We start from the raw sequence: 26114 nt of genomic DNA, 5'->3' as shown, positions 1-26114 counted from the left end.
ATGAAGACGAGAGTCCTAAACCACGTATTAAAGAAGTTAATCGGATGAATAAGATTTTTGTAACTGGAGGTACCGGGTTTGTTGGTGCCCGCGTAGTTCGACAACTCGTTGAGCAGGGCCGCGAAGTTGCTGTGTTGATGCGTGCATCTAGCAACAGCCGTCGTATAGACGATCTGCTTGACCGATGTACTGTGATTCGCGGCGATCTCGCGCAGATTGAGACAATACGTGGTGCTCTCAAGCATTTCTCGCCGGAGGCGGTGGTGCATTTAGCCTGGGACGGCGTTAAAGGTGTCGACCGTAATAGTGCCGTGCAGATGGACAATATCGTCGCATCGGTCAACCTTTACCAGTTGACTGAGCAGATCGGCTGTTGCAACTTTGTCGGCCTGGGTTCGCAGGCTGAATACGGGCCAGCCGTGGGTCGCATTAGTGAGTCGAATGCGACGCGACCTACAACTGCATATGGTGCTGCAAAGCTCGCCACCGGTCTTGTATTGGAGCGCACGGCAGCAGTCACCGGACGACCATTTGCGTGGTTGAGGCTGTTCTCATCATACGGACCAGACGACGACCCAAGCTGGCTGATTCCATACATGATACGCAGTCTGCTTGCTGGTGAAAAACCCCGCCTCACAAAAGCGGAACAGATCTGGGACTACATACATGTTAATGATGTCGCTGCGGGGGTTATAGCAGCACTCGATGCAGGAGCATGTGGATTTTTTAATCTTGGCTCAGGTCAGGAGCGTCCTTTACGTGAAATTATTTCACTAATTCGCGACATGATTGATCCGTCGTTGACCTTGGGGTTTGGCGAGGTGCCTTATCGGCCGGACCAGGTTATGCATCTTGCTGCGGACATTACCGCGCTATCGTCTGCTTCGGGTTGGAGCCCGGCGGTGTCATTGAAATCGGGGCTTTCTGAAACGGTCGAGTGGTATAAAAAAGAGAAATCAAATGAAAAATAATATATGCAGAGTTTGCAGTCAACCTTCTTTGTCGATAGTTATGTCTGTGCCTAATGTACCGCGTAATATCCAACGACTTTTCAGTTTCGATGATTTGCATCTTGATCGAGCTATCAATCTTGAGGTACTCGGTTGCAGCAGATGTGGTTTTGTGCAAATTGAACCGCTTCTGGAGGACGAGTACTATGACGACTACCTAATGACTACGACTCACTCGCGGCAGATGCAGCAATATCAGGCGCGACAGGCAAGGGATTTCGTGCAACGCTTCGGCTTGGTAGGTAAGTCGGTTAAGGAAATCGGATGTGGTGACGGTAGCTATCTTGACCACTTACGCGATGCTGGGGCCGTCGTTTCTGGCTTAGAGCCCTCGATGCGCTTTCGCGAACTTGCGGTAGGGCGAGGTTACGAGGTCGAAAGTGGCTATGTGGACGCACAGCGGCAACTAGAAGGCGGTCCCTATGACGGGTTTGTAACGCGTCAAGTGTTGGAGCATGTTCCTGACATTCACGGATTCCTTACTGGTATACGCTTAAATCTAAAGCCTGGAGCCGTGGGCCTGATCGAAGTGCCAAGCTTGGAAAAGGCATTGATTGATCGGCGCTTCTATGACTTCTTTCCGGATCACGTCAACTACTTCTCTTTGCGCTCGTTACGGCTGGCGCTGGAAATGAATGGCTTCGATGTTGTCGATCTGCATCATGACATGTTAGGCGAATACAACGTGGCATTAGTGACGGTAGCAGATTCCCCTTCTTTTGATCGAGTGGCTACCACCGTCAGCACACTTGGTAAGGAGCTTAGAGAAATCATCGCCCAGTATCGGTCTCAAGGCAAGAAAGTGGCGATGTGGGGCGCAGGAGGAAAAGGTTTAAGCGTAATGGCGGCTGCAGGTATTCAAGACCTTGATCTCCTTGTCGATGGCGACCCACATAAGCAAGGTCTATTTACTCCAGTATCCCACCTCAAAGTCGAGGCACCATCAATCCTTGCGAATGGGGATTTCGCCGCAGTGGTTATTACTGCTATGGCTTATCGCAATGAGATTGAACTGACACTGCGTGATGAATATAAATTTCTGGGTGACATATTTGTCCTCGGGCACCACCTTGAATTAAGTCAACCTCAAAAACCAATTTAACCTACCATGCTAGAAGTAAATAAAATAAAGCAGGATGCAGTGCAAACCATAGCTCTCGCCCGCAGCATGCGTAAAGACGTGCTTAAAATGGTGTATCGGGCACGAGCTTCGCATGTCGGCAGTTGCTTTTCTGTAACTGACATACTTGCGGTCCTATATGGGCAAATTATGAATTTTCGTCCGGAAGAACCTAGTTGGCATTTGCGTGACCGGTTCATCCTCAGCAAAGGCCATGCGGCGGCGGCGGTGTATGCAGTGCTTGCGAATATGCGGATCATTCCTCGCTCAGATCTTGAGACTTATGGAATGGACGGATCGCAATACATGACCCATGTGAGTCACAAGATTACGGGCGTAGAGTTTTCCAGCGGATCACTTGGCCATGGATTGCCATTCGGCGTTGGCAAAGCGTTGGCAGCTAAAAAACTAGGTCAAACATGGCGAGTATTTGTTCTGCTTAGCGACGGCGAGATGGACGAAGGCACAAACTGGGAAGCACTTATGTTTGCAAGTCATCACCGTCTCGATAATATCGTCGCGATTATCGACTATAACAAGCTGCAGAGTCTGACGACCATCGCACAGACACTTGGGCTTGAGCCTTTAGTTGATAAGTTGACTGCATTTGGTTGGGCTGTGCGTGAGGTCGACGGTCACGACCACGACGCACTGTGTAAAGGACTCGCCGAAGCGCCCTGGCAGCCTGGCAAACCTTCTTTGCTGTTGGCCCATACAGTTAAGGGTAAAGGCGTTAGCTTCATGGAGAATCAGGTCGAGTGGCACTACCGTAGCCCTGATGACAAACTATTGGCTGCATCTTTGGCAGAACTAGGGGATCCCGATGCGTAATGCCTTTATTGAAGAGCTTGTTTTGCTCGCAGAGCAGCACTCGCATATCGCACTGGTTGTGGGTGATCTTGGTTATTCGGTCGTTGAGCCCTTTGCCGACCGCTTCCCAGATCGGTTTATCAATGCAGGCGTGGCCGAGCAGAATATGACCGGTCTTGCGGCGGGTATGGCGTCAGAGGGCTATCATGTTTTCACTTACTCCATCGCCAACTTCCCAACATTCCGTTGTGCCGAGCAGATTCGCAACGATGTCGACTACCAAAAGCTGGCCGTCACTATCGTTGCTGTAGGGGGTGGGCTCTCTTATGGTGCGCTCGGGTACTCTCACCACGCGATCCAGGACTACGCTTTGATGCGCTGCTTCCCGAATATGCTCATTGCTGCCCCAGGGGATCCTTTAGAAACCCGCGCCTGTATGCGTTACTTAGTCGATCACCCCGGGCCGTCTTACTTGCGGCTCGGTAAGGCAGGTGAACCAGTATTTCATCATGACGTACCCGTTGTCGAACCTGGTAAGTGGCTAACTGTTGCCGAAGCAGAATCCGGCTGTAGGGACGTGCTCCTTACTACGGGCGCAACGCTCGGGCTGGCGCTCGACTTGCGGTCTCGCACCCATCAAGGTTGTGCTGTAAAGTCACTACCCTTATGGAGCATGGCCACAAAGGAGGACCAGGCTGCACAGGTAGTCGAGCATGCCAGTGTTACTACACTTGAAGACCACCTTGAGGACGGCGGGTTCGGCTCTTGGCTCCTCGAATCAATGGCCCGTGAGCCGCAAAATCGAGCACGTATTAATGTAAGGGCACTGCATCCTGAAGTTTGCGGTTTAGTCGGTTCCCAGAAATACCTCAACAATGAGGGTGGTCTTAATTGATGGTGAGTCCTAACTTGTATGCGCCCGAGATTGCGAAAGACAAGCTGACCATTGCAATTCCGTCCTTTAACCGTGCTGCAATGCTAGCGGCGAACCTTAAGACCGTCGCGGGCGCACTCCCTTCATGGATACACATTCTAGTAGTTGACAACGCGTCAGAGCTTCCCATCCATTTCGACCAAGATCTGCATGCGCTGCTCGTTTCAAGAGGTGTAACATTCACGATCATTCGGAATCGAACGAACATCGGCGGTGGAGCCAACATCCTAAGGTGCTTTGAGCACGTAGATACTGACTGGTTCCTTCTCTGCGGAGATGATGACCTTATCGACCCCTTGCGACTAGGTGAACTGCGCAGCACAATCGATGCCAATCCCGACGCTGCATTCGTGAAGTTTTCTTCGCGATTCCATAACTACACCTCTACCATCAAGGCCACTGGTGTCCGAGCCCTCATGGATGCACCCGGAGACTTCAACAGTTTGTTGTTCATGTCTTCATACTTGTTTCAACGCCGATTGTGTGTGCCTTTTATGCGATTCGGCTATCTTATGAATGCGGCTTATGCACCACATGTTGAGATAGCGCTACTCGCAGCCAGTAAGCACCCTTTCGTCCTGTCGCCGGTGATTGGGACACTGGCTAACGAAGAGGATGCGGCATGGTCACCAGTTGATGTGGTCCTATGTGCGTACTACCTTACAGACAGTCCATTGACGCGCGATGAGCGAAATGCGATAACTCGAAAAATCTATGCGGCGCATAACGTCGGCCGGGAGCTTCTGGACATCGTCTCCATCCAGAATGCCCCGCGAATGAAGGATGAGGCCCGTTTTCTGCGACGTAAGGCGTTACGCACACATTTGTTCTTTGGCCATGGACTAAAGCGATTTGTAGCCCTAGCAGCCCTGATTGTGAGCCCTTTATTTGGAGCCATTGGGCAGCGTCTGCTCGCCTATCTTTACCGCAAGACGACAGGCCGCAAGTACTTACGAAAGTTTGTCGCCAGACATGCGGGGCTCTGACTTGCGTACCACCCTGAAAGGGCAGCTGCTTTTCAGGCTGGAGGCTGCCCAGGTGTGGAGCTTGCTAGCGCGAGCAACCCAGCTTGTTTCGGGGTTCGTCACTTTAGGGCTAGTAGCCCACTTTTTCGACCTGAGTACCCAAGGATATTTCTTCACCTTCAATAGTCTCATCGCGCTGCAGGTTTTCGCGGAGATGGGTCTGAGCATGGTCCTGATACAGTTCTCTGCCCACGAGATGGCAAAGCTAAACTGGACTGAAGCTGGCAAAGTGGAGGGAGACAAGACAGCCAAGGCCCGCCTTAGGGCCCTTCTGATTTTTGCCCTAGGATGGTTCGGCGTCTCAGGAATACTTCTAGTAGTGATCTTAATCCCTGCTGGTGAATGGTTCTTCAATCGTGCGGTCACTGTAAATATTCTTCCTGCGAACCTGCTGCTGCACTGGAATTTGCTGGTCTTTTTTGTAAGTGGAAACCTGATCGTGACGGCAATTTGCAACATCATTGAAGGAACGGGCCGCGTCACCGAGGTCGCTGGTGTTCGCTTTGCACAATTCATTGGAGGGGGTTTTGCCGCTTGGATTGCCATCGCCCAGGGCGTGGGTCTATTAGCACTTGCACTTCAGTATGGCGTAATGTTGGTAATCGGGATCACCTATCTCCTGACCTATCGTAGGCGCTTCATTTGGGACTTGATTCGAGCAAAGCTACCTTCCCACGCACTTGCCTGGCGCAGGGAAATACTACCATTTCAGTGGCGCATCGCTGTGAGCTGGCTGAGCGGTTACTTTGTTTTTCAGTACACAACCCCACTGCTTTTCAGCACGCATGGTCCAGAGGCTGCGGGCCGAATGGGTATGACGATGCAGGTGTTTTCAGCGATCAGCAGTATCTGCATCATCTTCGTTACTGCAAGAATCCCAATATTTGGACGAATGGTCGCCAACCGGATTCAGTCTGAATTGGACATTTTATTTAGACGATCCGTTGTCCAATCATTCGCCGCGCTAGTAGCAGCTCTTATGCTCGCAATGATTTTGTTGACCATTGTCCATTGGCACGAATTCAGTATCAGTACACGACTACTGCCATTGGGTCAGTCGTGGATACTCGCGCTGGCTTGCATCGGCAGCCATTCAATTTATGTTCAGTCGGTCTACCTGCGCACCCACAAGCAGGAGCCGTTCATGAAACTGTCTGTAATCAATGGTGTGCTGATGGCCGGGTTGTCTACTTGGTTCATCCCGCAGGCTGGAACCGCTGGCGCCGTTGCGGTCTACACGTTCGTCACCCTGTGTATTTCCGCACCGATTGGCACTTGGATCTATTTAAAGTTCCGCTCTAAAATCGTAGCCGTTGATAGCAAGATATGAGCGTAAAAACGCGTATTCCAGCACCATTACTTTGGTTTGCAGTAATGGCTTTTTTTAGCTCTTTTCTGTTCCCCGGTTTGCGTATCATGGGGGTGCCCGTGTCGCCCGCATCCCTCATCGCGCTTGCGTTCCTCCCGATTGCATCTCGCAGCTACGATCGACCACGCTGGCGGACGGTTGCCGTTGCCACAACCATCCTGATGGGTCTGTTTGCGCTGAATGCTGTTCTATTTGGTTTTGAGACCCGCAACGCCCTATACCTGTTCATTCCCTTGGGCGCCATCGGCACAGTTGCCTTAGTTCAGTCGCTAGCAGCGACGTACGGGATGCTCACTCTCCAGCGATGGGCCCTCTGGTTGTGTGGCGTCAACATCACCGTGATGGCAATGCAGGCATTCAACTTAGCAGACATCAACGAAAAATTATCTTTTGTATGGTCTACTGGCATCGATTTCGTGGCATCAAGCGACCACGAAAGGGAAATTCTTAAACTTACGTTACCTATCCGTCCTCCTGGACTTTTTCCCACTGGGATATTTGCCAGTACAGTAATCTATATAGTCTGCCGAGGTATCTTTCTTTATCAGCGCAAGACTTGGCCACTATTGTTCGCCCTGTTCGCAATTCTGCTCAGTGCAAATCGCACCCTTGCAGTTATTTTGGTCGCATATGAGACTATTTCAATGTGCAGGTTACTAGGATTCCGCAAGTTCTTTACGTTGGCATCTGGGTTTGTCTTTTTTTCCGTGCTAACGGTGTGGGGTATATCGCAGGCGGGCATCGATCTCTACCTACTAAAGTTCCTAAATGAGGAATTGGGTGACGGTGTCGGATCTACGGCATCCGTGGTAGAGCGTCTTAAGACCCTTGAAATTTTCCTAGAGAATCTACCAAAACACGCCCTTACGGGTGGTTTTTCCTCTTCCGATCTAGCTGGGGTTGAGCATGTATTTGATTCTGAAATAATGCTACGCACGCTACAGTTTGGCATTATTGGTGTAGTTTGCCTTGTTTTGGTGATATTAGTTCCAAGGAAGGGCGAGCGCTCGGACACATGGGCGTTCCTTTTTGTACTCGCATTCCTAGCATCTCTCACCACTACCCTGACCACAAGTGTCGTGTACGCCGTCGCGTTAGCTTTTTACAAAGAATGTGTGGTGAATGTTGATGCACGCACAAAAATCATTCGATCCACCACAAACAAGAGGAAACAGCGCCGCCGGTCCTTATGGCTCACACCGACATTAACCTAAAAGGGCTGTTTTGTCGGTTGAGCCTCACCGGTACCTAATTCACTAGGTTATTTTCGTAATTTACTTAAGAGGTTCATTTGACTAACTATGTAATCATGTCGGTTTATCGAAATGACCGACCTGATCATCTGGCCCTCGCTTTACAGTCGATCCAAGGTGCAGGCCATGTATTGATCGGTGTGGATGGACCGGTCTCGGAATCTGTTGATGCAATACTAGAGACAGCATCAAAGTCTCGCTTTGTCGATGTGATTCGTTACGCGGAGAATAGAGGGCTTGCACATGTGCTTAACGATCTAATTGATTATTCACTTTCTGACCCAGAATGCGAGTTCGTATTCCGCATGGATGCAGACGATGTTAGCCATGCGGAAAGGTTCAAGTTGCAGGTCGAATTCATGCGATGCAGACCCGACATAGGGGTGTCCGGTGTATGGGCAAAAATTATCGACGAGAACGGTCGAACAACTTCCGAGATCTGCAAGTCGCATGATGATCGAATCCTCAAACTAAGGCTCGCATACGACTCGCCCTTCGTTCACCCCACGGTTGTCTTCCGTGCTACCGTCCTTCGCCAAGGCTGGCGTTATCCCACAGACACTATTCGCTTCGAGGATGTAGCACTCTGGGCTAGGATGGCCTGCGCGGGCGTGTGTTTTTCGAATCTTGAAGCATACCTAATAGACTATCGACAAACACTCGCAACGGATGTTCGTCGCTCGGGCTTGCGAAAATCTTGGTGTGAATTTCGAATCCGCGCCACCTACGTTATCAACATAATGCCTTGGCGTATGGATTCAATCGCCCTAGCGCTTGCTATCCTTATTTCAAAAATTCTACTACCAAGCCGCGCGAGAAACCTGCTATACGCGGTTCGAAAGAGAATTCTTAGCAATTAAAATATCGTTAAAATAATTGATTCACTGATGAAAAAAAATACTAAGCCGTTCATTTTTGTTCAACTTAACGAGATTAACTTTGATCTCGTTAGGCAATACGTCAAAACTCGTCATTTGCCAGCCTTTCAGCGTTTGCTTTCTGTATTCGATCAAATCGAAACTTTTGGAGAAGATGAGTACCAGAACCTTGAACCGTGGATTCAGTGGGTTTCCGCACAAACCGGTAAAACATTCGAAGAGCATGGCGTTTTTCGCCTAGGTGACATTGTCACCTCTGAATCTATGCAGATTTTTGAAATTCTTGAGCAGGCGGGATTAAAGGTAGGTGCCATCTCGCCGATGAATGCGCGAAACGAGCTGCGCTCACCCGCGTTTTTCATTCCAGACCCGTGGACTGAGACCCCGAGCGATCCATCTGGATTTTCGTGCCGTATCACGGCGATGCTCCGCCAGACGGTCAACGAAAATGCAACAGGTACAGTTTCAGTGCGTTCAAAATTATCTATTATCGAGATGATTTTGCGTACCCTAAGTTTTCGTAAAACGTTGCCACTTTTCCGATTGATTGCTAGGTCTCGACAGCGGTCTTGGATAAGGCCACTTGTTCTTGACTACCTGATTCATCTTATACACCTCAAGCAGTTCAGGAAGACGCACCCTGACGCCTCGTTTGTCTTTCTTAACGCCGGCGCCCATATTCAACATCATTACTTTCTGAATTCTCCATATTCCTCTTCACCACTACGGAATCCATCGTGGTATGTCCCGCCGGCTGCAGATCCCGTGTTCGACATGATTCAAGCCTATGACCAAATGCTAGGCGACTACCTGGCGCTCGCCAACTCTGATGTCAACCTAATCGTCGCTACCGGGCTCACTCAAATCGCCTACGACCGTGTAAAGTTTTACTACCGGCTGAAGAACCACTCAAGCTTCCTTAACAAGGTCGGTATAGAGCATTGCCAAGTTTTGCCACGTATGACGCGTGATTTTGAAGTCTCATTCACCGACCGCCAGCTCACTGTCCGTGCGATACAAATATTGCAGGACATGAGAATGAAACATGATGGCCGACATCTTTTCGGCGAGATCGAAGATCGTGGTCTTAGTCTTTTCGTCACATTAACGTACCCTGACGAAATTCATTCCACAGCTCAGGTAATGCTAGGTTCTGGGCAGGAAGTCAGCATATTTGAAGAAGTGGCCTTTGTCGCAATTAAGAACGGAATGCACTCAAAAAAAGGCTTTGCATTTTTCCCCATGGGTACTGTCGATCCCAGTATGCATTCGCCTATCCACGTGGCCGGGCTCTTCGATCTTACGCTCAACATGGCGGGTGTCGAAGTTCGAGTCTGATCATATCTTGCAAGGAAGTAAAGCACCCTCTGGCTTACTTTATTCGGTGATCTCAACTTAACATTGTTCAATGTGTGGATAACTTTTAAAAATTGGTGCTGTAACTAAAAGACTGGTTCATATCGTCTAATACCCAGCGCCTTTATTATCGCAAACGGTGTGCTTAAGAGTATTTCAAGCGAAGTGCAAGTCTTAGTTTTGAAGAGATTGAACAAATGACAATGGTTTTGGTGGTGGGCGGCGCCGGGTATATCGGCTCACACATGGTCAAGATGCTCGACCAGCGGGGTTGCAGCGTCACCACGCTGGATGATTTGTCTTCGGGGCATCGTGATGCGGTGTTGTGCGGGGACTTTGTGCAGGGTGACATGGCCGATCCCAGTGTGCTGGACGCTGTGTTGTCGCGGGGTTTTGATGCGGTCATGCATTTCGCGTCATTTATTCAGGTGGGCGAGTCGGTGCAGCAGCCCGCCAAGTACTACCAAAACAATGTGGTGAACACGCTGGGCCTGTTGGATGCCATGCGGGCGCACGGGGTGAGCCGGTTTATTTTTTCGTCCACGGCGGCCACATTTGGCGAACCACAATATTCCCCCATCGACGAGCAGCACCCCCAACAGCCCATCAACCCCTATGGGCGCACCAAACTGATGGTGGAGCAGGCGCTGGCCGACTATGACCGTGCCTATGGCTTGAAGTCGGTGTGTTTGCGCTACTTCAATGCCGCCGGGGCTGATCCAGAGGGGCAATTGGGCGAGAGGCACGAGCCCGAGACGCATTTGATTCCTTTGGTGCTGCAGGCGGCGTCTGGGCGCAGGCCGCACATCGGTGTGTTTGGGCGCGATTACGACACGCCAGATGGCACCTGTATCCGTGACTACATCCACATTGAGGATTTGTGCTCGGCGCACTGGTTGGCTCTGCAGTCATTGATGGGTGGGGCGGGCAGCCAGGCCTACAACTTGGGCAATGGGCATGGCTTTTCGGTGCAAGAGGTGATTGACACTGCAGAGAGGGTGACGGGCCGCAAGGTGCCCGTGGTCAATGAGCCTCGGCGTGCTGGCGACCCTGCCCGCTTGGTGGCCGATGCAAGCCTCATCCGCCAGCAGTTGGGCTGGCAGCCCAAGTTTGCAGATTTGGACACGATCGTGGCGCACGCTTGGGCTTGGGAGTCGCGTGGATGTTGAGCGGTGTCAGATGCCGATGGTTGAGATTTCAAAGGGGCCTTGGGCTCCTTTGTTGTTTGTGCCCTCTAAAAGGTCGTTTTTGGGGAGGGGTGCTTTAAAATCAAACATTTAGTACAGGTTGCGCCCATTCATGCCAAATTCTCAAAATCAAGTGCTGTCCGTCATTGGCTAGGGCTATGTGGGGCTGCCTTTGGCGGTGGAGTTTGGCCAGCACCGCCCAGTGGTGGGTTTTGACATCAACCAAGGCCGCAATGGTGATAGGCGTGCTGACCAAGATGAGCGGTTGCCTTGAATTATTTGAACAAGCCAAGGTGGGTGCTTATTCTTCATACCGGAGCCAGTAGATGAGTTTGATCAAAAGTATAGATTTCCCACCTTTGGGTGATGAGCGCGGTTCATTGGTCGCTTTGGAAGCCCATAAAACCGTGCCTTTTGATGTCAAGCGGGTCTATTACATTTTTGGCACCAAATCGGGTGTATCTAGAGGGTTCCATGCGCACCGTCAACTCCAACAGGTGTCCGTTTGCGTCACGGGTAAATGCCGCATGGTGTTGGACGATGGACACAAGCGTGAAGACGTTTGGCTTGACTCGCCCACCAAAGGGCTATTGATTGGCGATTTGGTTTGGCGCGAAATGCACGATTTCAGTCCGGATTGTGTGTTGTTGGTGTTGGCCAGTGAGCATTACGACGAGACCGATTACATCCGCTCTTACGACGAATTTAAAAGGATCGTGGCACCGTGAGTTTTATTCACCCACTGGCTGATGTGGCAGAGTGTCACATCGGTGAAGGTACACGAGTCTGGCAATTTGTGGTGGTGCTCAAGGGCGCACGCATTGGGTCTGATTGCAATATTTGCGCGCAAACATTGATCGAAGGTGATGTGGTGATGGGTGACCGGGTAACGGTCAAGTCGGGCGTTCAAATTTGGGATGGGTCGGTCATTGGCGACGATGTATTCATTGGCCCCAACGCCACGTTTTCAAACGACTTGTACCCAAGATCCCGGCAGTACCCGGATGCATTTCGGGGCGTTACCATCAAGAACGGTGCAAGCATAGGGGCCAATGCGACCTTGCTGCCTGGGATCACTGTTGGCGAAAAAGCCATTGTGGGTGCAGGTGCTGTGGTCACCAAAGACGTGCCAGCACGTGCTGTGGTGATCGGAAACCCAGCCAAAATTGTGAGGTATTTAGCAGATGATTCCCTTTCTTGATCTCAAAGCTGTGAATCAGCAATACCGTCAGGCCTTGGTCGATGCGGCCACAAGAGTGATCGACTCCGGTTGGTATGTTTTGGGTCAGGAAGTCAAAGCCTTTGAACAAGAATTTGCCGCCTTTTGCGGCACCACGCAATGTGTGGGTGTGGCCAATGGTTTGGACGCGCTGGTCTTGACCTTGCGTGCATGGATAGAAATGGGAAGGCTTCAAGAGGGTGATGAGGTCATTGTTCCAGCCAACACCTACATTGCCAGTGTGCTCGCCATCACCGAAAACCGGCTCAAGCCGGTGTTGGTGGAGCCCGATGAGCGCAGTTTCAACCTGTGTCCAGACAAGGTGCGGGCAGCCATCACGCCCAAGACCAAAGCCATTGTGGCGGTTCACCTCTACGGTCAACTTGCGCCTATGAAAGCACTCATGGCGATTGCCCAGGAGCATGCGCTCTTGGTTTTGGAGGATTCAGCCCAAGCTCACGGGGCCTCAGTAGACGGTAAGCGCGCCGGTAACTGGGGGCATGCATCAGGTTTCAGTTTTTATCCGGGTAAGAACCTAGGTGCTTTGGGTGACGCAGGTGCCATGACCACCAATGACCCCGAGCTGGCTCAAACGGTCCGGGCTCTGGGTAACTACGGTAGTCACAAAAAATACGAAAACCTGTACCAAGGGCTGAACAGCCGATTGGACGAAATGCAAGCCACGTTCTTGCGCGTGAAACTGCAACACCTGGACGCTGAAACCCGCGTGCGTCAAGAAATTGCTGTGGCCTATGCCCAGGGTATCACCAACCCTTTGGTGCACTTGCCCATTGGCCCTGAAAGCACTTTGGAAACATTGGCCAGTCATGTGTTTCACCTGTTTGTGGTGCGAGTGAAGCAGCGGGCCACTTTCCAGGCGCACCTGAAGGCGGCGGGCATTGAAACCTTGATCCATTACCCGATTCCACCGCACCAACAACAGGCCTACAAGCCTTACAACGGCTTGCAGTTGCCAGTGACCGAGGCGATTCACCAAGAGGTGGTGAGCTTACCCATAGGACCAAGCATGGCTATGGGGGATGTTCGGTTGGTGATTGAGGCGGTTAACGCTTTCCGGGCGTGAAGCCTGTTTGGCAACATTTCTGAAAAAATAACTGTGAACCGCTCAGACCTCACGATCGTGGTCAATACCTGCGACGCATATCAAGATGTGTTGGAGGTTTTTTTCTGCGCACTCAAAGCACATTGGCCTGATTGCCCCTACCCGGTTGTGATCAACACCGAATCCAACACGCACGATTACCCTGCGCGCGTGCACAACCACCGCAGCCAAAATGGGGTGGATGATTGGGGAGACCGACTTAGGCAAACCCTGAACAGCATTGACACCGAGTTTGTGCTTATGCTCTATGACGACTTTATTCTTGATGGTCCGGTTAGCAACGAACGCATCATTAACGCCTTAAATCTGTTGCGGTCTCAAGCCCAAGCCGTAGTGACGTATTTGATGAACACCTCGCTGCCATTGAGTCAAAACGACACCCACAACACCTTCATCGCGCTCAAGGATCGGGTGGATTACCGGCTTAACTCGGCACCAGGCATTTGGCGTCGACAAGCTTTGATAGAGTACACGGCCCCTGGCGATACGCCTTGGGCTTGGGAGGTTTTTGGCAGCTACCGCACTTGGCGCGATGGCAAGATCTTTTATTCACTCAACCCCCAACAGCCAGACATTTACCCTTACAACCACGACAAAGGCGGAGCCATTTACCGTGGTAAGTGGGTGCGGGAGGTGGTGGAGAAAGTTGCCAAGAATTTCCCTTTGAAAATTGATTGGTCTGAACGCGGCTTTTCATCGGACACAGTGTTTGAGAAACGCACGACGCTGTGGAAGCTGCGCTTCATGCAAACAGGATTTCGGATGGTGGGTTGGAAGGCTATGTATTTTGTAATGGGTTACGTTCGTGACAAGCTCCATGTCCGTTGATGCCAAGCCGTCTTTTGCTTTCTTGGTGCTGGCGTACAACCACCAAGAATACATTGTGGAGCACTTGGAAAGCATCAAGTACTTGGTGCAAGCCTACTCTTTAGGCATTGATGTGGACTTGATCGTCAACGACGACGGCTCCAAAGACCAAACCCGAAGTTTGGTAGATGCTTGGTTGGAATTGAATTCACAACTGTTTCGCCACGCTATCAAAATTTACAACCCTCAAAATTTAGGCACCTGCGCGAGTGTCAACAATATGCTTAGCAACATGGTGGCCGATCGATGCAAGCTCACCGCAGGCGATGATGTGTATTCGTTTGAAAACATTTTTGAATTGACCCAACACGACACCGATGTGGCGATGGTCTCGGGAAGGGCTTTGTACCTGTTTGGAAATGACTTAGGCATGGACCATACAGCCAACCATTTGGCTACAGCAACGCAAGTAATTTATCAAAATGACCCACTGTTGCACCGGTTCAAGCACTTGTCTTACACCAACGCACCGAATTTGTTGTATGCCACAGAGTGTTTGATGCACCCTAATGTGCGTGCGTATTTGCAGCGCTTTGATGTGGTTGAGGATTGGCCGTTACAAATCGCCATAGCTCAGCAATTTCCAAATTATAAATATCAATTAATAGACAGGGTTTTGGTTTATTACAGAAGAACCATGGGTTCAACATATATTGTGGCTAATCAGCGTTTTATGCAGGATAAAATTCGGGTTTATAAGGATCTTATTTGCACTGAATTGAGTTGGTTGGAGCGAGTGCGTATTAAAAACAGATTGTTTTGTTTTGAAAAAGGTAGCAAGTTTATTAATAAATTTCTGAATATAGATTTTCATATTTTTTGCTTTGCTTTAATCATGAATGTATTTGATATTTTTAGTAAAAAATCTGTTGATGGTTCCATATTGGAGCACAGAATACATCTTGCGACAATAAAAAATAAAGCATTGGATTTTCATGTGAATTATGAAAATTTGGCCAATTAAAAAAGTAATTAAAAATGAAAAATTTCAAAAGATTGATGTGGGCTTTAAGAAAAACCCGTCTTCCTGTGAGTAGTTCAGCGATCGTATTGGATGTGGGAAGTGGGGGGAATCCTCATCCAAGAGCTGATGTTCTCATTGACAGACTGATTGGCGCAGAGCACAGAGGAGGGGATCCTATGCGAATTGATCGGCCTGCAATTATTGGTGATGCAACAAGTTTGCCATTTAAAGATAAGTCTTTTGATTATGTCATTGCCAGTCACGTTCTAGAGCATATGCCCGATCCTGGAAAATTCATATCTGAGCTGCAAAGAGTGGCGAAGGCGGGTTATATTGAAACTCCAAATTTTATATGCGAAAGACTTCTACCAAGTCATGCACATTGTTTGGAGGTGGCGCTATGCAATAATAAACTTTTAATCAACAAAAAGAAATCGTACCTGCTGGACCCGTATATCTCAAATTTGAATTATCTCGGATCAAATAAGCGATGGGGTGAGTTGTACTTTGATGATCCGGATCTGTTTCATGTGAGATATTTTTGGGAAGGTAAAATAGATTATGAAATAACCAATCCTGATGTATCATGCGAATGGATCGATGATGTTTACAAAAATAGTTCTCAGGTGAGTGAGATTGTTGTTGATCAAAATAGAAGGACTGGATGGAGGTCTTTAGGATCATCAATTTATGAGTCATTGCAACAGCGCATGCGCAAGGATAGATTAAAAAACTTCAACCTTAATGACATATTGATCTGTCCGGAATGTAAAGGTGCACTGAATCTTATTGGTGGAAATTTGCATTGCCCTTCATGCGACCTTGAGTACGCTACAAAACCTCATATAAATTTTGAAAATTCTTTAGTCAAAAAATAATTAAAATATAATGGTTGATCTAAATAAAAAATTAGACTTTATTGCGGTAGCTCTATCTCAATTTTTTGTTTTGATTGTTAATATTTTTTTAATAAGTATTTTGACTAAATCTCTTTCGATGGAGATGTTTGGTTACTATACTTTATTTTTTACTGCGGCAATTTTTTTAAGGCAAATATTGTACGATCCAATCTCGTATGTGATAGTTCGTGATTGCGGTCAATTGGCTCAGGGGGAATCGGTAAATAATAAAGTTAAGGCAATGAATGTTATTAATGACGGATTGTTGTTCTGGTTTGGTTTAATCTTCTTAATTGCCGCACTTTTTGCGTATATAAAATTCAATGAATTAAGTGCTGTTGCTTTTGCATTAACTTTTTATTTGTATTTTTCCTCCAATGGTGCCGGTGGAATGGCTTTGGCAGTTTTGAATATTTTGAAAAAAAGAAGATTATATGGGGCTGCAATAACTTTTGAGGCCATAGTAAAGATATTTATTTTGCTGATAATTTTTAAGATTTTTGGGTCAGGTTTGTTGGAGTCGATCGTCGCACTTACATTGGCATGTGTACTGTTGCACATTTTATTGCGTTTATATTTGAAGAGAGTTTATTGTTCGAATTTTATTTCATCGGTTGATGTTGGTGTAATTGTTAAAAGTTTCTTCATTAATGCTGCACCATTCTATTTGCCAACATTTTTCGTTGCATTAAAGGGTGTTGGAGAGCGGTGGGTGCTTGCTGCAAATGTAGGTGTTGAGGACCTGGCCATATTTAATGTTTTCTTTCAACTTGGATTTTCACCTGTCGTCATGATTTTTGGTGTTGTACAGACATTCGTTGCACCCATTGTATATAAACTCTCAGCTAAAGAGGGTGGGCATTTAATAAGGTTTAATGAATTCATGATTCGTCTCGTTGGGGGAGTTATTCTGCTAGGTGTGGTTGGATTTTTTCTTGCAGATACAATTGGTTCCACCATATTGAAATACATTGTCCCAGAAAATTACCATTCACATTTGAACTTATTCCCTATGTTTGTTGTTGCTGGAGTTTTGGCGGCTGCAGTTGGAATTGTGCATCTGGGTGTTGTCGGTGCGTTTGAAGCCAAAGTGGCTGGAAGATTAATGTCGATTGCGATGATTTCTGGCATATCAATTTCTTTTTTATCAGTTTTGGGTTGGGGATTTAAAGGGGCGATCTTTGGATTAATTGCCAGTAATATGGTCGCTTTTTTTATATATTCGGCAACATTGCATAAAAAAGTTAACTTGTGAGTGCGATTATTGTAAAATGTCATCAGTTGATAAATTAATAATTGATAAATCCCTCGAGGATAATTCTTTATGTTTCACAATAAAACGCTTTTAATCACGGGTGGAACCGGTTCTTTTGGCAATGCAGTGTTGCGCCGTTTCCTCGACTCAGACTTGCGCGAAATTCGCATCTTTAGTCGTGATGAGAAGAAGCAAGATGACATGCGCAAGAAGTACAACAGCCCCAAGCTGAAGTTCTACATTGGTGATGTGCGTGATTCGCAGTCGGTGATGAACGCGGTGCGGGGTGTGGATTACATCTACCATGCCGCAGCGCTGAAGCAAGTCCCGTCTTGTGAGTTTCATCCGCTAGAAGCGGTTAAGACCAATGTGATGGGCACAGAGAATGTGCTGGAAGCGGCCATTCAGTGCGGTGTTAAACGGGTGGTTTGCCTGAGCACCGACAAGGCGGTGTACCCCATCAACGCCATGGGCATCAGCAAGGCCATGATGGAAAAGGTCGCCGTGGCCAAGTCGCGCAGCAGTTCGCAGACGGTGATCAACGTTACCCGCTATGGCAATGTGATGGCTTCGCGTGGCTCGGTGATTCCGCTGTTTGTCGATCAAATTCGTGCCGCTCAGCCCATCACCATCACCGACCCGAGCATGACCCGTTTCATGATGACGCTGGACGATGCGGTGGACTTGGTGCTCTATGCTTTTGAGCACGGTCAGCCGGGAGAGATCTTTGTGCAAAAGGCCCCTGCAGCCACGATCGACGTGTTGACTCAGGCGTTGACCGGTTTGTTGGGCAAGCCAGATCACGAAGTGCGTGTCATTGGCACCCGCCACGGTGAAAAGCTCTACGAGGCTTTGCTCAGCCGTGAAGAGATGGCCGCAGCTGAAGACCTGGGCGGTTATTACCGCGTGCCACCCGATTTGCGCGATTTGAATTACGGCAAATTTGTGGAGCAAGGCGAAATCAAAATTTCCGAAGCCACGGATTACAACTCGCACAACACCACGCGCCTCGATGTGGAGGGTATGCAGTCTTTGTTGCTCAAGCTCAGATTCATGCAGGCGATTGTGCGGGGTGAGCATGTCGAGCTGGAGGAATAAGCCATGAAAGTGCTGGTCACAGGTGCCAATGGTTTCATTGGTAAGAACCTGGTGTTGCGCTTGCGCGAACAAGCGGACACGGAGGTGCTGACTTTTGCACGCGGCGACACCGATGCGGCTTTGCAGGCCGCTTTGGTGCTGGCCGATGTGGTGGTCCATTTGGCGGGAGAAAACCGCCCGGCTTCGCCAGATGCGTTTGAGCAAGTCAATGCGGGACTGACCCGGCAGATTTGCGATGGCTTGCGTGCCCTGGGCAAGACCACGCCTTTGCTGCTGGCATCGTCTGCACAGGCGGAGTTGGACAACCCATATGGTCGCAGCAAGTTGGCTGCAGAGCGGGCCTCGGCTGAGTTGGCGCAGAGCCATGGCAACCCAGTTGCTATTTACCGTCTGCCAGGTGTGTTTGGCAAATGGTGCAAGCCCCATTACAACTCTGTGGTCGCCACCTTTTGCCACAACAAGGCTCACGATCTTCCGGTCCAGGTCAACGATGCGACGGCGCGGATTCGTTTGGTGTATGTGGATGATGTGGTCAGTGCTTTTCTGTCTGCGTTGGCGGCTCCTTGGTCTGGCCTGGTTTGGCCTGTACTCGCGCCCGAATACAGCATCACCTTGGGTGAGTTGTCTGAGCAGATCGATGCCTTTAAAAATTGCCGCACGACTCTGGTGTCGGAACGGGTGGGAACGGGCCTGACACGGGCGCTGTATGCCACTTATGTGAGCTACTTGCCCAAAGACAAATTTGCCTACGAAGTGCCCGCTTATGGCGATGCGCGTGGGGTGTTTGTTGAAATGCTCAAAACGCCTGATGCCGGGCAGTTTTCTTTCTTCACGGCGCACCCGGGCATTACACGTGGTGGCCACTACCACCACACCAAAACCGAAAAGTTTTTGGTCATCAAAGGCAAGGCGCGTTTTGGTTTCAGGCACATGCTGACCAACGAGGTTTATCACCTCGACACCGAGGGTGCCAAGCCCCAAGTGGTGGAGACTGTGCCCGGCTGGACGCACGACATCACCAATGTGGGCGATGACGAGATGGTGGTCATGCTCTGGGCCAATGAAATATTTGACCGTGCCAATCCGGACACGATCACCAGCAAGGTTTGAGTGGTCATGCTGCGCTCGTTTGGTTTTCCTGTTCAGACTCAGCCGCTCTTTCTTTTCACCCAAGATGCTGATCTCAAAGCGTCGGGCGCTTATTTGCAAGCTAAAGCAGGGCATGAACAGGCTGCAGTGAGGCTGCTCATGGACTTGGCTGTGTCATGGCTCTACGAACACCGAGATCGCTTTGAGCCTGGCCTGATCTTCTTGGCGCCGCATGCTTCAGAAGCGAGTGGTGACAACGCGATTCCCCAAGCCTTGGCTACGGTTTGTGCATTGATGTTTCAAGGTACGGTGGACAACGAGATTGTTCAGTCCGATCGGGTATTCCACACAGGAGCTGACCCCATGGAACGCATGGCTGCCAGGGCTCAATTTGAAGGGGTTGTGATTTCAGGTGCGAAGTATGTGCTGGTGGACGATGTCACTAACCTTGGTGGAACTCTGGCAGAATTGTCAAACTACGTTCAGATTTTTGGTGGTGTGGTGCATGATGTGGTTGTGTTGGTCAACGCTGGCCGCGACAAGTCACTGGTCCCTAGCAAAAAGTTTGTTCAATTGATCAAGGAGCGGTTTGATGATGAATTCACCGAAGTCTTCGGAATCGAGCCTTCAGCGCTCACAGCCAACGAAGCCAATTACCTTGTGGGCTTCACCACAATTGACGGCATCCGAAATCGACTCGCTGCGGCGCAGCAAGAAATCGATCGCCGATTACGTTCAAAAGGAATTGCCCGCACAGCTCAAGGCCAGGCATCTGGAGCATCTGCTGCCGCAGGGTTAATTCAAAACTCACTTGAGGCTGGTGACCCGGCTTCTTAACCGCATCGTGGATGATCTGCCCGATGCGGTTTTTTCTTTTTTAATCTACTCATGAAAAAACTCAAAATCATGTCGGTTGTGGGCACGCGCCCAGAGATCATTCGCCTCTCGCGTGTATTGGCCGAACTGGACGAGCACTGCGACCATGTGCTGGTGCACACAGGGCAAAACTATGATTACGAATTGAATCAGGTGTTTTTTGATGATCTGGGTGTGCGCAAGCCTGATTTCTTTTTGAACAGCGCAGAGGGCAGCACAAGTGCGGCCCACACCATTGGTAACCTGATCACGGCGGTGGATGGCGTTTTGGCTCAGGTGCAGCCTGAGGCGATGTTGGTGCTGGGTGACACGAACAGCTGTTTGTCGGTGATTCCAGCCAAGCGACGCAAGGTGCCGATTTTCCATATGGAGGCAGGAAACCGCTGCTTTGACCAACGGGTGCCTGAAGAGACCAACCGCCGCATCGTGGACCATACGTCTGACATCAACCTCACTTACAGCACGATTGCGCGAGACTATCTGCTGCGTGAAGGTTTGCCGCCAGACCAAGTCATCAAGACCGGCAGCCCGATGTTTGAGGTGTTGCACCACTATCTCCCTCAAATCAAGGCTTCGGATGCTTTGCAGCGCCTGGGGCTAGAAGTGGGGCAGTATTTTGTGGTGAGCGCTCACCGAGAAGAAAACATCGAGTCCGAGCAGAGCTTTACCAAGTTGGTGCAGGTGCTCAACACCGTGGCCGAAGAACATGGCTTGCCGGTCATTGTGTCAACCCACCCTCGCACGCAAAAACGGGTGGATGCAACGGGGGCTCAGTTTCACCCGCTCGTGCGGCTATTGAAGCCACTGGGCTTTCACGATTACGTGAACCTGCAGATGAACGCCAAAGCTGTTTTGTCGGACAGCGGGACGATCAACGAGGAGTCTTCAATTTTGAATTTTCCGGCACTCAATTTGCGTGAAGCGCACGAGCGGCCAGAGGGCATGGAAGAGGCCGCCGTGATGATGGTGGGCTTGGAGGTGGACCGCGTGCGCCAAGGGTTGGCCATTGTGGCGCAACAAGCCCGAGGTGAAGAGCGCAGTTTGCGATTGGTGGCCGACTACAGCATGCCCAATGTGAGCGCCAAGGTGGTCCGCATTGTTCACAGCTACACGGACTACGTGAACCGGGTGGTTTGGAAGAAATATTGAAATGCGTTTGCTGATCGTTTCGCAATATTTTTGGCCTGAGAATTTTAGGATCAATGATCTTGCAATCGAATTTGCCCGTCGTGGGCATGAAGTGACAGTGCTTACTGGATTGCCGAATTATCCAAGCGGAAAAATATTCAAAGATTTTCTGGATAATGCTGAAAATTTCACAGCCCTTGAAAATATTAAAATTATCCGAGTGCCTCTTATCCCAAGAGGTAGCGGTGCGGTTCGATTATTTTTAAATTATTTATCTTTTGCGATCAATGCTTGTGTGCTCGGGCCGTGGAAGCTGAAGAGTGAAAGATTTGATGTCGTTTTGACATGCCAGTTGAGTCCAGTGACCGTCGGCTTGCCAGGGGCCTTTCTGGCATGGTTTAAAAATGCACCAATGGCCATGTGGGTGCTTGATTTGTGGCCAGATACATTGAAAGCGATGGGGGTTGTTAAATCACCACGATTACTCAGTGTTGTAGGTAAATTGGTGACCTTCATTTACAACCGATGTGATTTAATTTTTGCGCAATCGCAGAGTTTTATTCCTAAGATAAAAAAATCAATGGATAAAAATACCGCTGTTGTTTATTTTCCGAGTTGGGCAGAGGAAATTTTTAAAAGCCATAAAGCTATTCCGGCACCTGAGGTGCCTGATAAGGATGGAAGCTTCAATGTAATGTTCGCCGGAAATATCGGTGAAGCACAGGATTTTGAGTGCATTTTGTCTGCAGCAACCTTGCTTAAGCAGCACAGTTCTATTCGCTGGTTGATCGTTGGTGATGGTCGTATGTCTGCGTGGGTTGCATCACAGATCGCATTGCGTGGTCTGGAAGGGCATGTACTTTTGTTGGGTCGTTACCCTGTTGAGCGAATGCCGGACTTTTATGCCAAAGCGGATGCCATGTTGGTGACTTTGGCCGATCAGGAAATTTTTGCAATGACCATTCCGGGAAAGTTGCAGTCCTATCTGGCGGCAGGCATGCCGGTCATTGCAGCATTGAATGGTGAGGGTGCAGAGGTCATCCGCCTCGCCAATGCTGGGTTGACATCTCCTGCTGGTAATGCAGCCGAATTGGCTTCAATGGTCAGAAAGATGGCTGAATTACCGAATAGCGAAAGACAAGCGATGGGCAAAAATGGCATGGAATTCAGTCAGCAGGCGTTTGATCGAAAGAAGATCGTTGATTTGGCGGAAAAATATCTATCTGGACTGTGTAAATGAAGCGGTTTTTCGATTTGGCCATTGGGGCGGTCGCATCAGTCTTCTTGCTGGTGCCCATCATTGTTGTGGCTACTGCAGTTCGCTTGACCTCAAAAGGCCCATCTTTGTATTGGTCAGATCGAGTGGGCCGTCACAATGCCATTTTCAAAATGCCCAAATTCCGCAGCATGCGGGTGGGTACGCCAGTTGTTGCAACACACTTGCTGTCTAGCCCTGAGGCGCATCTGACGCCCATTGGTTCTTTTTTGCGCAAAAGCAGTCTGGATGAATTGCCTCAGTTGTGGAGCATTTTGGTCGGGGACATGAGCTTTGTGGGGCCTCGTCCGGCCTTGTTCAATCAAGAAGATTTGATTGCTTTGCGTACAGAGCAGGGGGTGCACATTCTGGTGCCGGGCTTGACAGGCTGGGCGCAGGTGAATGGGCGTGATGAATTGCCGATTCCACAAAAGGTGGCTCTGGATGCTGAATATTTGCAAAAGCAGAGTTTGTGGTTTGACATCCGAATTTTGTGGCTGACCTTTGTGAAAGTTGTTCGGCGCGATGGGGTATCACATTGACCGATGAACAGCAGAAGACGGATAAGCCACGCTTGCTGATTGTGGGTGCAGGTGGGCACGGTCGGTCTGTGGCCGAAGCTGTTTTGATGGCTGACCATTTCAGCTTGGTGGGTTTTGCTGACGATGGTGCGTTTGCCGCTGGCGAAGATGTATGGGGTTTGCCTGTGTTGGGGCCTGCCGCTGCATTTGAAAAATATGCGGGTCATGCTGCGCATGCTGTAGTTGCGATTGGCAACAATGTTTTGCGGCAAAAGTTGTGTGCGCAGTTGCGGGCAGTTGGGTTTTCGTTGGCAAGTGTCATCCATCCCAAGGCCATTGTGTCTCCACGTGCGCAATTGGCTGCTGGTGTGGCTGTGATGGCTGGCGCCATCGTGGGCACTGAGGCCATTTTGGGTCAAGGAGCTATCGTTAATTGTGGTGCTGTGGTTGACCACCATGCGCAAGTGCATGAGTTTGGTCATTTGGGTGTCAACGCTTGTATGGCTGGCGGCAGCGTTTTGGGCGCATTGGCTTGGATGCAAGCGGGATCGGCCATTGGGTATGGGGTGCAAATTGAGGCGGGCACTGTACTCAAGCCTGGTGAGGCTCGATGATATGGCCTCACTGTTTTGATTGTTTCAAATGAAAACTGCTGATTTGACTGACTTTTTGCTCATGCTGCCACGCCCGCTTAAGCGGGCTTTGGCTTTAGGTGCCGACGCTTTTGTTTGTGGAGCCACGGTGTGGATGGCGTTCAATTTGCGGCTGGAGTCATGGACGGCTTGGTCTCCTGCGCACTTTACGGCGTTTGTTGGCGCTGTGGCTTTTGCTTTGCCACTGTTTATTGTGTTCGGTTTATACCGGGCGATTTTCCGTTATGCGGGCTTGCCTGCTTTGATGACGGTGTTGAAGGTGATTGCCCTTTATGCCGTGATTTATTGTTTCGCTTTCAGTTTTGTGGGGGTGCCTGGGGTACCTCGCTCAGTGGGTGTGTTGCAGCCGCTGTTGCTGCTTTTGGGCGTGACCTTGTCGAGGGCTTTTGTCCGTTATTGGTTGGGAGGCGTATACCAAAGCATCGTCGGGAAAGAGGACTCCCCCCGTGTGATGATTTATGGGGCTGGCTCTGCAGGCCGCCAATTGGCAGCCGCTTTAAAGACCAGCGCAGAGTTGGTGGTGGTGGGCTTGTTGGATGACGATGACCGCTTGCATGGCCAAGTGCTCAATGGTTTGAGGATTTACGACCCATCGACCATGGTTGGTGTGGTTGCCAGGCTGCGCGTGACGCATGTTTTCTTGGCATTGCCTTCAGCCTCGCGTGCGAGGCGCAATGAGATTTTGGAATTGGTGCGTGCAGCCCATGTGCAAGTACGTACCTTGCCTGGCGTGCTGGAGTTGGCCCAGGGCAAGGTACAGGTGTCCGATCTGAAAGACTTGGACATTGAGGATTTGCTGGGACGTGACCCAGTAAACCCCAATTCATTGATGCTGGCTAAAAACATCAGCGGCAAAGTGGTGATGGTGACCGGGGCCGGTGGCTCCATCGGCTCGGAGTTGTGCCGGCAGATTTTGCGCACGGGGCCGTCGACTTTGTTGTTGGTTGAGTTGTCAGAGTTTGCGCTGTATTCCATTCACCATGAGTTGGAGCGAATGCTGGACGATGCGCCTGAGCAGGGCGTGACCTTGGTGCCCTTGCTGGCCAATGTGCGTGATGCCGCTCGAATGGGCGAGATATTGGGCACCTGGAAGCCCAGCACGGTGTACCACGCTGCGGCCTACAAGCATGTGCCGCTGGTGGAGCACAACCCGGCCGAGGGCGTCAAGAACAATGTGACGGGGACCTTGATCACGGCTTTGCAGTCTGCCCTGCATGGGGTCAGCGATTTCGTGCTGGTGAGCACGGACAAAGCCGTACGCCCCACCAATGTGATGGGGGCCAGTAAACGCTTGGCAGAGATGGTGTTGCAGTCTCATGCCGCTGTGGCGCACGTGGGCGCGGGCAAGACGCGTTTCAGCATGGTCCGGTTTGGCAATGTGCTGGGTTCTTCGGGCTCGGTGGTGCCGCTGTTTCGCAAGCAGATCAAAGAGGGTGGCCCGATCACTTTGACGGATGAGCGGATCACCCGCTATTTCATGACGATCCCTGAGGCCGCTCAGTTGGTGATTCAGGCCGGGGCCATGGCCACTGGTGGGGATGTGTTTGTGTTGGACATGGGTGAACCTGTTCGGATCATGGATTTGGCCAAACGGATGGTTGAGTTGTCGGGCTTGGGCCTGAAGGACGAGTCGAACCCCACAGGCGACATTGAAATTCGGGTCACGGGCTTGCGCCCCGGTGAAAAGCTGTACGAGGAGTTGTTGATTGGTGACAACCCGTTGCCGACCCATCACCCACGCATCATGAAAGCGCACGAAGACTTTGTGCCTTGGGATCAGCTGCAGCCGAAGCTCCATGCTTTGAATCAGGTTTTGGATGCCAACGATGTGCCCCAGATTCGCGCTTTGCTCAAAGAGCTGGTGCCAGGCTACCAACCCGACGGGGATGTGGTCGATTGGGTGTGGATGGAGAACGCGAAATCAGCGTGAAGCCATTTGAATGGAAGTCTGATTTTGTCGGCATTGAAACAAAGGAGCCTTGAGCTCTTTTGTCATTTTTGAGTTCTGAAAAGGCGGTATGTTTGTTTTATCCAAGTTGATGTCAGCCATCACCCAGCCCGTGTTTTGGCTGGCGCTGTGGTGGTTTGCAGCGCTGTGCCCTGATGGCCACCTAAATTCCCCCACTTATGGCCACCTCAAACTCCCCCACCTGAATTGATCGGGGACAGGGGTTCAACGCCGACACCGTCGGCACCTGTTGGCAGGACGCATGTTCTGACCTTCC

General features: G+C 50.1%; 25 protein-coding genes. All 25 read left to right on the top strand.

Annotated elements, in window-relative coordinates; all coding sequences use genetic code 11:
• Positions 1–44: 44 nt before the first annotated feature.
• Positions 45–971 (top strand): NAD(P)-dependent oxidoreductase, encoded by a 927-nt coding sequence (locus tag B9Z31_RS08625; protein ID WP_100119170.1) that lies wholly within the window; start codon positions 45–47, stop codon positions 969–971.
• On the top strand, positions 961–2112 hold the full coding sequence (locus tag B9Z31_RS08620) for a class I SAM-dependent methyltransferase (RefSeq protein ID WP_100119169.1): 1152 nt from the start codon (positions 961–963) through the stop codon (positions 2110–2112). Before B9Z31_RS08625 ends, B9Z31_RS08620 begins: the two co-directional genes overlap by 11 nt.
• A 6-nt stretch (positions 2113–2118) precedes the next feature.
• On the top strand, positions 2119–2961 hold the full coding sequence (locus B9Z31_RS08615) for a transketolase (protein WP_100119168.1): 843 nt from the start codon (positions 2119–2121) through the stop codon (positions 2959–2961).
• A complete protein-coding gene (locus tag B9Z31_RS08610) occupies positions 2954–3835 on the top strand; it encodes a transketolase family protein (RefSeq protein ID WP_100119167.1) in 882 nt (293 codons plus the stop codon). The genes B9Z31_RS08615 and B9Z31_RS08610 overlap by 8 nt, the downstream gene beginning before the upstream one ends.
• Before the next feature lie 14 nt (positions 3836–3849).
• Positions 3850–4860 (top strand): glycosyltransferase, encoded by a 1011-nt coding sequence (locus B9Z31_RS08605; RefSeq protein ID WP_158235671.1) that lies wholly within the window; start codon positions 3850–3852, stop codon positions 4858–4860.
• Position 4861: 1 nt separating this feature from the next.
• A complete protein-coding gene (locus B9Z31_RS08600; protein ID WP_158235670.1) occupies positions 4862–6229 on the top strand; it encodes a lipopolysaccharide biosynthesis protein in 1368 nt (455 codons plus the stop codon).
• Positions 6226–7482, top strand: a complete 1257-nt coding sequence (locus B9Z31_RS08595) for a hypothetical protein (RefSeq protein ID WP_143473830.1) — start codon at positions 6226–6228, stop codon at positions 7480–7482. The genes B9Z31_RS08600 and B9Z31_RS08595 overlap by 4 nt, the downstream gene beginning before the upstream one ends.
• A gap of 95 nt (positions 7483–7577) precedes the next feature.
• Positions 7578–8381, top strand: coding sequence for a glycosyltransferase (locus tag B9Z31_RS08590; protein WP_100119163.1), 804 nt, complete (start codon positions 7578–7580; stop codon positions 8379–8381).
• 27 nt (positions 8382–8408) lie between these two features.
• A complete protein-coding gene (locus B9Z31_RS08585) occupies positions 8409–9737 on the top strand; it encodes a hypothetical protein (protein ID WP_100119162.1) in 1329 nt (442 codons plus the stop codon).
• Between the two features lie 215 nt (positions 9738–9952).
• Positions 9953–10924, top strand: a complete 972-nt coding sequence (gene galE, locus B9Z31_RS08580; RefSeq protein ID WP_100119161.1) for a UDP-glucose 4-epimerase GalE — start codon at positions 9953–9955, stop codon at positions 10922–10924.
• 344 nt (positions 10925–11268) lie between these two features.
• Positions 11269–11670 carry an FdtA/QdtA family cupin domain-containing protein gene (locus tag B9Z31_RS08575; protein WP_100119160.1) on the top strand — a complete coding sequence of 134 codons (402 nt, stop codon included), beginning with the start codon at positions 11269–11271 and terminating at the stop codon, positions 11668–11670.
• On the top strand, positions 11667–12143 hold the full coding sequence (locus B9Z31_RS08570; RefSeq protein ID WP_100119159.1) for an acyltransferase: 477 nt from the start codon (positions 11667–11669) through the stop codon (positions 12141–12143). The genes B9Z31_RS08575 and B9Z31_RS08570 overlap by 4 nt, the downstream gene beginning before the upstream one ends.
• Positions 12144–12153: 10 nt before the next feature.
• On the top strand, positions 12154–13245 hold the full coding sequence (locus B9Z31_RS08565; RefSeq protein ID WP_369804682.1) for a DegT/DnrJ/EryC1/StrS family aminotransferase: 1092 nt from the start codon (positions 12154–12156) through the stop codon (positions 13243–13245).
• 33 nt (positions 13246–13278) lie between these two features.
• Positions 13279–14112: a hypothetical protein gene (locus tag B9Z31_RS08560; RefSeq protein ID WP_100119157.1), complete on the top strand. Its 834-nt coding sequence runs from the start codon at positions 13279–13281 to the stop codon at positions 14110–14112.
• On the top strand, positions 14102–15115 hold the full coding sequence (locus B9Z31_RS08555) for a glycosyltransferase family A protein (RefSeq protein ID WP_100119156.1): 1014 nt from the start codon (positions 14102–14104) through the stop codon (positions 15113–15115). Before B9Z31_RS08560 ends, B9Z31_RS08555 begins: the two co-directional genes overlap by 11 nt.
• A 14-nt stretch (positions 15116–15129) precedes the next feature.
• Complete coding sequence (locus B9Z31_RS08550) at positions 15130–15993, top strand: methyltransferase domain-containing protein (protein WP_100119155.1); 864 nt, start codon at positions 15130–15132, stop codon at positions 15991–15993.
• A gap of 10 nt (positions 15994–16003) precedes the next feature.
• Positions 16004–17269 (top strand): hypothetical protein, encoded by a 1266-nt coding sequence (locus B9Z31_RS08545; RefSeq protein WP_100119154.1) that lies wholly within the window; start codon positions 16004–16006, stop codon positions 17267–17269.
• A 69-nt stretch (positions 17270–17338) separates the two neighbouring features.
• Entirely contained in the window at positions 17339–18367 is a 1029-nt protein-coding gene (locus B9Z31_RS08540; protein WP_100119153.1) for a polysaccharide biosynthesis protein, read from the top strand.
• Positions 18368–18370: 3 nt separating this feature from the next.
• The gene (locus B9Z31_RS08535) at positions 18371–19477 is read left to right on the top strand and encodes an NAD-dependent epimerase/dehydratase family protein (RefSeq protein ID WP_100119152.1); all 1107 of its coding nucleotides are present in this window, start codon (positions 18371–18373) and stop codon (positions 19475–19477) included.
• Between the two features lie 6 nt (positions 19478–19483).
• A complete protein-coding gene (locus B9Z31_RS08530) occupies positions 19484–20293 on the top strand; it encodes a conjugal transfer protein TraN (protein WP_199174465.1) in 810 nt (269 codons plus the stop codon).
• 51 nt (positions 20294–20344) lie between these two features.
• Positions 20345–21481 carry a non-hydrolyzing UDP-N-acetylglucosamine 2-epimerase gene (wecB, locus tag B9Z31_RS08525; protein ID WP_100119151.1) on the top strand — a complete coding sequence of 379 codons (1137 nt, stop codon included), beginning with the start codon at positions 20345–20347 and terminating at the stop codon, positions 21479–21481.
• 1 nt (position 21482) lies between these two features.
• On the top strand, positions 21483–22700 hold the full coding sequence (locus B9Z31_RS08520; RefSeq protein WP_100119150.1) for a glycosyltransferase family 4 protein: 1218 nt from the start codon (positions 21483–21485) through the stop codon (positions 22698–22700).
• Positions 22697–23257 carry a sugar transferase gene (locus B9Z31_RS08515; protein WP_100119149.1) on the top strand — a complete coding sequence of 187 codons (561 nt, stop codon included), beginning with the start codon at positions 22697–22699 and terminating at the stop codon, positions 23255–23257. Before B9Z31_RS08520 ends, B9Z31_RS08515 begins: the two co-directional genes overlap by 4 nt.
• 41 nt (positions 23258–23298) lie before the next feature.
• Positions 23299–23850: an acetyltransferase gene (locus tag B9Z31_RS08510; protein WP_255408653.1), complete on the top strand. Its 552-nt coding sequence runs from the start codon at positions 23299–23301 to the stop codon at positions 23848–23850.
• A gap of 28 nt (positions 23851–23878) precedes the next feature.
• On the top strand, positions 23879–25819 hold the full coding sequence (locus B9Z31_RS08505; protein ID WP_100119147.1) for a nucleoside-diphosphate sugar epimerase/dehydratase: 1941 nt from the start codon (positions 23879–23881) through the stop codon (positions 25817–25819).
• The last annotated feature ends 295 nt before the right edge of the window (positions 25820–26114 follow it).

Origin of the sequence: Limnohabitans sp. G3-2, from assembly GCF_002778275.1 — a bacterium.
Lineage (GTDB): Bacteria > Pseudomonadota > Gammaproteobacteria > Burkholderiales > Burkholderiaceae_C > Limnohabitans_A.
The sequence above is the reverse complement of the archived record's forward strand: the minus strand, read 5'-3'. Positions and strand labels throughout refer to the sequence as shown.